The organism is Streptomyces cahuitamycinicus (assembly GCF_002891435.1).
GTDB classification, from domain to species: Bacteria; Actinomycetota; Actinomycetes; order Streptomycetales; family Streptomycetaceae; genus Streptomyces; species Streptomyces cahuitamycinicus.
In genome coordinates this window covers 1-8785 of record NZ_POUC01000344.1, presented here as the reverse complement: position 1 = coordinate 8785, position 8785 = coordinate 1, and the positions used below count along the sequence as shown (strand labels likewise).

The window sequence follows — 8785 nt, the reverse complement described above, 5'->3', positions numbered from 1 at the left end:
TCCCCTCCCCTTCTCCCCAACGCAAGGGAACCCACCGTGACCAGACTCAGCGTCGAGATGCTGGCAGCGGACGCACCCGAGCCGATCACCTCGGCCGGCCACGCTCAGCTGGGCATCGCCGTCCTGGCGGGCATCGCCGTCATCGTCCTGCTCATCACGAAGTTCAAACTGCACGCCTTCCTGGCACTGACCATCGGGTCGCTGACGCTCGGCGCGATCGCCGGGGCGCCGCTGGACAAGGTGCTCACCAGCTTCAGCGCCGGCCTCGGCACCACGGTCGCGGGCGTCGGCGTGCTGATCGCCCTCGGGGCGATCCTCGGCAAGATGCTCGCCGACTCCGGCGGCGCCGACCAGATCGTCGACACCATCCTGGAGAAGGCCGGCGGGCGGTCGATGCCATGGGCGATGGTGCTGATCGCCTCCGTGATCGGCCTGCCGCTGTTCTTCGAGGTCGGCATCGTGCTGCTGATCCCGGTCGTGCTGATGGTCGCCAAGCGCGGCAGCTACTCGCTGATGCGCATCGGCATCCCGGCGCTCGCGGGTCTGTCCGTGATGCACGGCCTGGTCCCGCCGCACCCCGGCCCGCTGGTCGCGATCGACGCGGTCGGCGCCGACCTCGGCATCACCCTGGCGCTCGGTGTCCTCGTCGCCGTCCCCACCGTGATCATCGCCGGTCCGGTGTTCTCGAAGTACGCGGCCCGCTGGGTCGACGTGCCCGCCCCCGAGAAGATGATCCCGCAGCGCGCCTCCGAGGAGCTCGACAAGCGCCCCGGCTTCGGTGCCACGCTGTTCACGGTCCTGCTGCCGGTGATCCTCATGCTGGCCAAGGCGCTCGTCGACATCGTCATCGACGACCCGGAGAACCTCGTCCAGCGCGTCTTCGACGTGATCGGTGCCCCGATGATCGCGCTGCTCGCCTCGGTGCTGGTCGGCATCTTCACGCTGCTGCGGCCCGCCGGGTTCTCCAAGGAGCGGATATCGCCGCTCGTCGAGAAGAGCCTCATGCCGATCGCGGGGATCCTGCTGATCGTCGGCGCGGGTGGCGGTTTCAAGCAGACGCTGATCGACACGGGTGTGGGCCAGATGGTCCTGGACATCTCCGAGGACTGGGCGATCCCCGCGCTGCTGCTGGCCTGGCTGATCGCGGTGGTGATCCGCCTCGCGACCGGTTCGGCGACGGTGGCCACGGTCTCGGCCGCCGGTCTGGTCGCTCCGCTCGCGGCGGACATGTCGAGCACGCACGCGGCTCTCCTCGTTCTGGCCATCGGCGCCGGTTCGCTCTTCTTCAGCCATGTCAACGACGCCGGGTTCTGGATGGTGAAGGAGTACTTCGGGCTGAGTGTCGGCCAGAACATCAAGACCTGGTCCGTCATGGAGACGATCATCTCGGTGGTCGCCGGCGGCATCGTCCTGCTGTTGTCCCTCGTGATCTAGGAGTGCTGCGGCGATGACGGCTCATCCCCTCTTCGACATCGGCGGCCGTACGGCCCTGGTCACCGGCTCCAGCCGGGGCATCGGACTCGCCTTCGCGCGCGCTCTGGCGGAGGCCGGCTGCACGGTCGTCCTGAACGGGCGCGACAAGGACCGGCTCGCCGAGGCCGCCGCCGGGCTGCCGGGCGACCGGGTGCACACGGCCGCGTTCGACGTGACGGACGGACCCTCGGTGGCCTCGGGGGTCGCCGACGTCGAGGAGCGGGTGGGCCCGCTCGACATCCTCGTCAACAACGCGGGCATGCAACTGCGGGCCCCGCTGCTGGAGTTCACCGACTCCGACTGGCACCGCATCCTGGACACCAATCTGACCAGTGCCTTTCTGGTCGGCCGTGAGGCGGCGCGGCGGATGACGGAACGCGGCCACGGGAAGATCATCAACATCTGCTCGCTGCAGAGCGAGGTGGTACGGCCGGGGATCGCGCCGTACGCCGCCACCAAGGGCGCGCTGAAGATGCTCACCAAGGGCATGTGCGCCGACTGGGGTCCGAGCGGTGTTCAGGTCAACGGGCTCGGCCCGGGCTATATCGAGACCGAGCTGACCCGGCCGCTGGTGGAGGACGAGGAGTTCAGCTCCTGGGTGCGGCGGCGTACGCCGGCCGGGCGCTGGGGCCGTACCCAGGACCTGGTGGGCGGGTTGCTGTTCCTCGCCTCCCCGGCGGCGGACTTCGTCAGCGGGCAGGTGCTGTATGTCGACGGCGGTATGACGAGCGTGCTGTGACGTGCCGGGAGGCGGCTGTGATGCTGGGGTGTGTGATCCACGGTCAGGGCGACCTGCGGGTGGCGGAGCTGCCGGTGCCGGTGCCCGGGCCGGGGCAGGCGCTGGTCGCCGTGCGGTACGGCGGGGTGTGCGGGTCCGATCTGCACTACTGTCGGCACGGCGGGGTCGGTGACTTCCGGCTGCGGGAGCCGATGGTGCTCGGGCACGAGGTGGTCGGGACGGTGGTGGAGTACGGCCCCGGTGCCGCGGGCCCGGCTCCGGGTACCGCCGTCGCCGTGCATCCGGCGACCCCGTGCGGGGTGTGTCCGGAGTGCGAGGGCGGGCGCCGCAACGTGTGCCGCGACACCCGCTACCTGGGCAGTGCCGCGCGCTTCCCGCATGTGCAGGGCGGCTTCGCGGCCCGGGTGGTCGTGCCCTGCGAGCAGGTGCGGGCGTTGCCGGACGGTCTGGAGCTGCGCCGGGCGGCGCTCGCCGAGCCGCTGTCCGTCGCGCTGCACGCGGTGCGGCGGGCCGGGGACGTGGCCGGGCGGCATGTCCTGGTGACCGGTGCCGGGCCCATCGGGTGTCTGGTGGTCGCGGCGGCGAAGGCGGCGGGTGCAGCGCACGTGACGGTGACGGATCTGCTGCCCGAGGCGCTCGCGTACGGGCGGATCGCCGGGGCCGGGAGTCTCGTGCGGGCCGATGATCCCGATGACCGTGGGTGGCCGGACGAAGTCGATGTGGCCGTCGAGGCCTCCGGTGTGGCCGCGGGGCTCGACGTGTGTCTGCGGCGGGTGCGGCGCGGTGGGGTCGTGGTCCAGCTGGGAATGCTGCCGCCGGGGCAGAGTCCGTTTGCGGGGAACCTTGTGGTGAGCCGGGAGATCGAGCTGCGCGGGGCGTTCCGCTTCGACGGGGAGTTCGATGACGCGCTGGCGTTGCTGGCCGGGGAGCCGGCGTTCGGCGGGCTGATCAGTGCGGTGGTTTCCGTGGCGGAGGCCGAGTCGGCTTTCGTCCTGGCCGCTGATCGCAGTCGGTCGTGCAAGGTGCTGTTGGATTTCGCCCAGTCGCCGTAGCGGGGCCTGCCGTCGTGCGTCCGCGGGTGCGTCGGGGTTGTTCGCGCCGTTCCCCGCGCCCCTGAGGGGCCATACCTACGGGCGCCACAACGGGTGCTGCCCCTGATCCCGGACTCTGGTCACCTCGTCCGGCCGCTGGACTTCGCCCCGTTGACCGTACCGGGGCCTGCCCTCGTGCGTCCGCGGGTGCGTCGGGGCCGGTCGCGCCGTTCCCCGCGCCCCTGAGGGGCCATACCTACGGGCGCCACAAGGGGTGCTCCCGGTCTGCCCACTGGCTGCTCACCCTGCCCGTGCGCATGCCCCTTCTGGACTCCGGGTCCGCCAGGGCCATGCCGATGTGGCCGGCCAGGACGATGCCGATGGTGAGGGCCAGCCAGTCGTGGACGAAGGTGGCGCTGGTGCGCCAGAGCAGGGGGGTGAGGTGGGTGAACCACATCATCAGGCCCGTGGCGAGCATGACCAGCGTGGCGCCGGCGATCCAGGAGGCGTAGAGCTTCTGCCCGGCGTTGAACTTGGCCGCGGGGCGGGACGCGTGGCGCCGGTCGCGGCGCAGGGCGGCACGCAGCCAAGTGCGGTCGTGCGGGCCGAAGCGGTTGAGGCGGCCCAGGTCGGCGCGGAACGCCCGGGAGGCGAGGCCGGCCAGGACGGGGACGGGCAGGGCGAGGCCGGCCCACTGGTGCAGGGTGACGACCAGGGCGCGGCGGCCGACGAGTTCGGCGAGCTGGGGAACGTAGAGGCAGGCCGCCGTCAGGAGGCAGATGCCCATCAGCGCGGCCGTGGTGCGGTGGATCCAGCGCTGCACAGTGGTGAAGCGCCGGACGTCGACGGTGGCCGGTGGTGCGTCAGCTCGTAGGGTCATCGTCCCGTCCGTTCGAGCGGCCCACCCAGGCGTCGACGTCGTAGCCGCGCTCCTCCCAGTAGCCCGGCCGGACCTCGTCGGTGACGGTGATGCCGGAGAGCCACTTGGCGGACTTGTAGAAGTACATGGGCGCCACGTAGAGGCGGACCGGGCCGCCGTGGGAGTGGCTCAGACCCTTGTCCTGCATGCGCAGGGCGACCAGGACGTCCGCGCGGCGGGCCTGGGCGAGGGTGAGGCTCTCGGTGTACGTGCCGTCGAAGCAGGTGAAGCGGATGGCCTTGGCCGTAGGGCGGACCCGGGCGGCGTCCAGAAGCCGGGACAGGCGTACGCCCTCGAAGGGCGTGTCGGGGACGCGCCAGCCCGTGACGCACTGGACGTCGCGGACCAGCCGGGTCTGGGGCAGTGCCTTGAGGTCGTCGAGGGTGTAGGCCGTGGGGCGGTCGACCAGGCCGTCCACGGTGAGGCGGTAGGTGTCGGCGTTCTTGCGCGGGACGGACGAGGCGACCGAGTAGTAGCGGAAGCCGCCTCCGTTGGGGAGCAGGCCGGTCAGGCCCGTGGGGTCCTTGTCGGCCGCTCCGCCGAGGAAGGCCTCCAGGCCGCGTTGCAGCGGGGGCGCGGCGACGACGCCGGCGGCGCCCAGGGCGAGGGTGCCGAGGAAGACGCGGCGGCCGACCGGGGCGCCCCGCTGATCAGGGTGCTCGTCGTTCACACCCTTGGGTACGTCCTGATTCACGTACTCATTCGAACACCCGCGGCCCCGGTACGACAGGGATCGCGGGTGCTCGTCAGATTTCCGTAACCACTTCTTACGCGGGCCGCCTCAGGAGGAGGCCGCCTTGTCCAGCTGGAACGCCTCGTTGCCGAGGCCGATCCGGGCGTGCTTCTCGGGGGCGCGGGCGCGCAGCACCAGGCCGAGGGCCACGCCGGCGAGCGCGGCGAGGCCGATGACGCCGGGCAGCACCCAGCTCAGCGACGAGTCGGGGCCGGCGCCGACCAGCACCTCGAAGTCCTTCACCGTGTAGCCGGCGATCACCAGCAGGGCGATGCCCGCCAGCCCGGACGTGACCAGCCGCCAGGCCTGGGCGCCGGCGGCGCCGCGGCGGACGAAGAAGACGACGACGGACAGGGACGCCGCCGCCATCAGCACGATCACGCCGAGGGCGCCGATGTTGCCGAACCAGGTGAACAGCTGCAGGACGGGTGCGGTCGGGTCGCCGGCCGGCTTGTCGTCGGCGATCGCGAAGGCGACCACGACCACCACGGCCACGACGGTCTGGAGCAGCGAGCCGGTGCCGGGGGCGCCGCTGCTGCCGCTGGTGCGGCCGAAGGCGGCGGGCAGCAGGCCTTCGCGGCCCATGGCGAAGGCGTAGCGGGCGACGACGTTGTGGAAGCTGAGCAGCGCGGCGAACATGCCGGTGACGAACAGGATGTGCAGGACGTCCGTGAAGGTGCCGCCGAGGCGGGACTCGGTGAGGAAGAACAGCAGCCCGGCGCTCTGCTTCTGGGATGTGCCGACGATGGCGGAGGGGCCGGTGGCCACGGTGAGGGCCCAGCTGCTCAGCGCGAAGAAGACGGCGACCCCGCCGACGGCGAGGAACATCACGCGCGGCACCAGGACGTGGGGGCGGCTGGTCTCCTCCGCGTACACCGGGGCCTGCTCGAAGCCGAGGAACGCGGCGATGCAGAAGCACAGCGCGGTGCCGACGCCCGCGCCGGTGAGGGTGTCGGGGTTGAAGGCGTGCAGGGACAGGCCCTCCTTGGCGGGGTCGGCGATCGCGGCGATGTCGAAGACGACGACGAGGAGCACCTCGATGACCAGCAGCACGCCCAGTACCCGGGCATTGACGTCGATCTTGAGCCAGCCCAGCAGCCCGACGGCGATCGCGGCCACGAGCGCCGGTATCCACCAGGCGATCTCCACGTCGGCGTAGGTGTTCAGGAGCCCGGAGACCTCGAAGCCGAAGATGCCGTAGATGCCGACCTGGAGCGCGTTGTAGGCGACCAGGGCCACCAGGGCGGCGCCCGCGCCGGCGGTGCCGCCGAGGCCACGGGAGATGTATGCGTAGAAGGCGCCCGCGTTGTGGACGTGGCGGCTCATCTCGGCGTATCCGATGCTGAACAGGATCAGGACGACGCCGAGGACGACGAAGAGCAGCGGCTGGCCGACGATGCCCATCACCGCGAATGTAGTGGGCATGACACCCGCGACGACCATGAGCGGGGCGGTCGCGGCGAGGACGGAGAGGAGCAGGCCCCCGGTGCCGAGCCGGTCGGCACGCAGGGCACGCTCCTCCCCCTTGAACGTACTGATGCCGCCGGCGGCGGTCGTGCTCGTTCGCGAACTGTCCGTGGTCATCGGGGGAGCGTCCTCACTCTTCGGGTCGGGGGTGTCAGGCCGTGCCGAGCGCGGCCGCACGGGCGGCGGCGAAGGCGGTGTGCGGGTCGCGGTCCGGGTACGACCAGGGCGCCGGGGTGGCGTGACGGCCGATCCGGTGGAACAGGGCGGCGGCCTCGGCGCCCCGCCCCTCGCAGAACTTGGCGTGGGCCAGGAAGTTCAGGTCGATCAGCCGCCGCGGGTGCCCCTCCAGCTCCCACTCCAGCCACCAGTCGAAGGCGGCCTTCATGACCTGCCGGGCGCGGCGGCCCGTCCAGTGACCAGCGGCGGCCGGGTCGGCGGGTGCGTGCCCGGCGGCGGCCAGCACGCGGTAGCGCTCGGCGTGCGCGATGACCGGCAGGATCGCGAGCGGTGAGTCGGCGGGCGCCTGCTCGGCTGCCCAGCCGGCGAAGTCGTAGACCTCGTGCAGCGGGTCCGGGCCGGCCTCCGTGCGGCGCGCGGCGAGCCGGGCGATCATCAGGTGGTGGGCGTGGTGGTGGTCGGCGTACCGGGCGCGGACCTGCTCGAAGGTCCGGACCACGTCCTGGTCGGTGCCGGCCGCGCACTCCAGCAGGAGCAGGCCGAGCCAGGGGGTGGGGTCGGCGGGGACACGGGCCGCGGCGGTCCGGCAGGCCTCGCGGGCACGGACCGGCTTGGCCTTGCCGTGCAGGGCGCGCCGGACCTGGGCGAGGGCGAGCAGCACGGAGGCGTCGGCGGACTCGGGTTCGGCGAGCAGCCACTCCCGGGCCCACGCGGCACAGGAGGACTCCCGCGCGAGGACGGTGACGCGGTGGCCGCGCCGGTCCCAGTCGTCCCCGGTGTGCACCAGCAGGGCTCGGGCATTCTGCCAGCGGCCCTGCACCAGTGCGGTGCGCGCGGCCATGAGGTCGGCGTCGTCGAGGGCCTCGTCGAAGGCCTGCGCGGCGCGTCTGCGGCCGCGGCCGAGGGGAGGCGGGGGTGGGGACACCGCGGGACTTCCTCACGCACTCTTCTGGTGTTTCGGCTCACGGCGGCAGAGGGAGCGCGGGTGTGCGCATCGCCATGAACTGATCACACACAGCCAACCCCCAGCCAATGGTCGCCGTCAAGAGCCGCCGGGGCGTTACACGCGTCAACTCCCGCCACTTGTGAGGATCTTGTGATTCGAGAGACAGGAGAGACCGGCGTGAGCGGCATCCGATTTTTCCGATTCGCTCCGTGTGACGTACGTCATAGCGCGGGCTCTCGCCGCCCCCGACGATGGCACGACGTACGGGCGCGCCGGGCGGACCCGGCCGGTACAGTCGGCTCTTGCGCAACCGTGACCCGACCTGACGATCGAGGTACACCGCGTGTCGGTTCCAGTACTGGCGCTCGCCCTGGGCGCCGCCTGCTGCCTGGGCTTCGGCTTCGTCCTCCAGCAGAACGCGGCTCAGCGTGCCCCGCTGAGCGACTTCCTCTCCCTCCGTCTGCTGATCGACCTCGTGAAGGTTCCGCGCTGGCTCGGCGGCATCGCGCTGATGGTGGCCGGCATGGGGCTCGGCGCCGCCGCACTGGGGCAGGGTGAACTGTCGCTGGTGGAGCCGCTGCTGGCGACGAACCTGCTCTTCGCTCTCGCGCTCTCCCGCAAGCAGACCCGGCAGCCACTGGGCCGCCAGGGCTGGGCGGGCCTCCTCCTGCTGGCCGGTGGAGTCACGGCGTTCATCGTGGCGGGCCGGCCGGAGGGCGGTGCCGCGACGGCCGATCCGGTGCGGCAGTGGGTGATCATCGGGGTCATGATCGGCCTCGCCCTGCTGCTCACCGCGCATGGCAAGCGCTCCCGCCTCGGCTCGGGCCCCGTCCTGCTGGCACTGGCCGCCGGACTGCTCTACGGCGTGCAGGACGCGCTGACCCGGGTCAGCGGACAGAAGGTCTCCGAAGGCGGCTTCGCCGAGCTGCTCACCGGCTGGGAACCGTACGCGGTGCTCGCGCTGGGCGTCACGGGGCTGGTACTCGTGCAGAGCGCGTTCGAGACCGCGTCCCTGCGCAAGTCGCTGCCCGCCCTGACCGCGGCGCAGCCGCTCGCCGGCATCGTCTGCGGCGTCGGCTTCCTCGGCGACCGGCTGCGCACCGACGCGATGGCCCTGAGCTGGGAGGCAGGTGGTCTGCTGGCCGTGGTCGCCGGGATCGTGCTGCTGGGTCTGCACCCGGCGATGCCGCAGGGGGCGCCGGAGCGGGCGCGGGTGGCCGCACCCGCGGTGAGCCCGGCCTCGCCCTGACGGGCCCGGACTCCGCCGACCGCCCGCGCCGGACCAGACACTGGCCACACC

The 8785-nt window shown here is 72.1% G+C and carries 8 protein-coding genes; 4 read left to right on the top strand and 4 right to left on the bottom strand.

The window, feature by feature from the left end; translation table 11 throughout:
- The first annotated feature begins 36 nt into the window (after window positions 1-36).
- The 3 genes from C1J00_RS32325 to C1J00_RS32315 are packed head-to-tail and all read left to right on the top strand — an operon-like array spanning window position 37 to window position 3264.
- Window positions 37-1434: a GntP family permease gene (locus C1J00_RS32325; RefSeq protein ID WP_102912535.1), complete on the top strand. Its 1398-nt coding sequence runs from the start codon at window positions 37-39 to the stop codon at window positions 1432-1434.
- Window positions 1435-1447: 13 nt separating this feature from the next.
- Window positions 1448-2212: an SDR family oxidoreductase gene (locus C1J00_RS32320; protein ID WP_102912534.1), complete on the top strand. Its 765-nt coding sequence runs from the start codon at window positions 1448-1450 to the stop codon at window positions 2210-2212.
- 20 nt (window positions 2213-2232) lie between these two features.
- On the top strand, window positions 2233-3264 hold the full coding sequence (locus C1J00_RS32315; protein WP_102912536.1) for an L-idonate 5-dehydrogenase: 1032 nt from the start codon (window positions 2233-2235) through the stop codon (window positions 3262-3264).
- A gap of 235 nt (window positions 3265-3499) precedes the next feature.
- Here the strand turns inward: C1J00_RS32315 and C1J00_RS32310 are convergent, their stop codons facing one another.
- The 4 genes from C1J00_RS32310 to C1J00_RS32295 all read right to left on the bottom strand — a co-directional run bounded on the left by C1J00_RS32310 (window position 3500) and on the right by C1J00_RS32295 (window position 7464).
- Entirely contained in the window at window positions 3500-4123 is a 624-nt protein-coding gene (locus C1J00_RS32310; RefSeq protein WP_102912533.1) for a cytochrome b/b6 domain-containing protein, read from the bottom strand.
- The gene (locus C1J00_RS32305) at window positions 4107-4856 is read right to left on the bottom strand and encodes a molybdopterin-dependent oxidoreductase (RefSeq protein ID WP_102912532.1); all 750 of its coding nucleotides are present in this window, start codon (window positions 4854-4856) and stop codon (window positions 4107-4109) included. Before C1J00_RS32305 ends, C1J00_RS32310 begins: the two co-directional genes overlap by 17 nt.
- A gap of 87 nt (window positions 4857-4943) precedes the next feature.
- Window positions 4944-6479, bottom strand: coding sequence for an APC family permease (locus C1J00_RS32300; RefSeq protein ID WP_102912531.1), 1536 nt, complete (start codon window positions 6477-6479; stop codon window positions 4944-4946).
- Between the two features lie 34 nt (window positions 6480-6513).
- The gene (locus C1J00_RS32295; RefSeq protein ID WP_102912530.1) at window positions 6514-7464 is read right to left on the bottom strand and encodes a hypothetical protein; all 951 of its coding nucleotides are present in this window, start codon (window positions 7462-7464) and stop codon (window positions 6514-6516) included.
- A 364-nt stretch (window positions 7465-7828) separates the two neighbouring features.
- On the opposite strand from C1J00_RS32295, the gene C1J00_RS32290 reads away from it, so the two are divergent.
- Entirely contained in the window at window positions 7829-8734 is a 906-nt protein-coding gene (locus C1J00_RS32290) for a DMT family transporter (RefSeq protein ID WP_102912529.1), read from the top strand.
- Window positions 8735-8785: the final 51 nt, after the last annotated feature.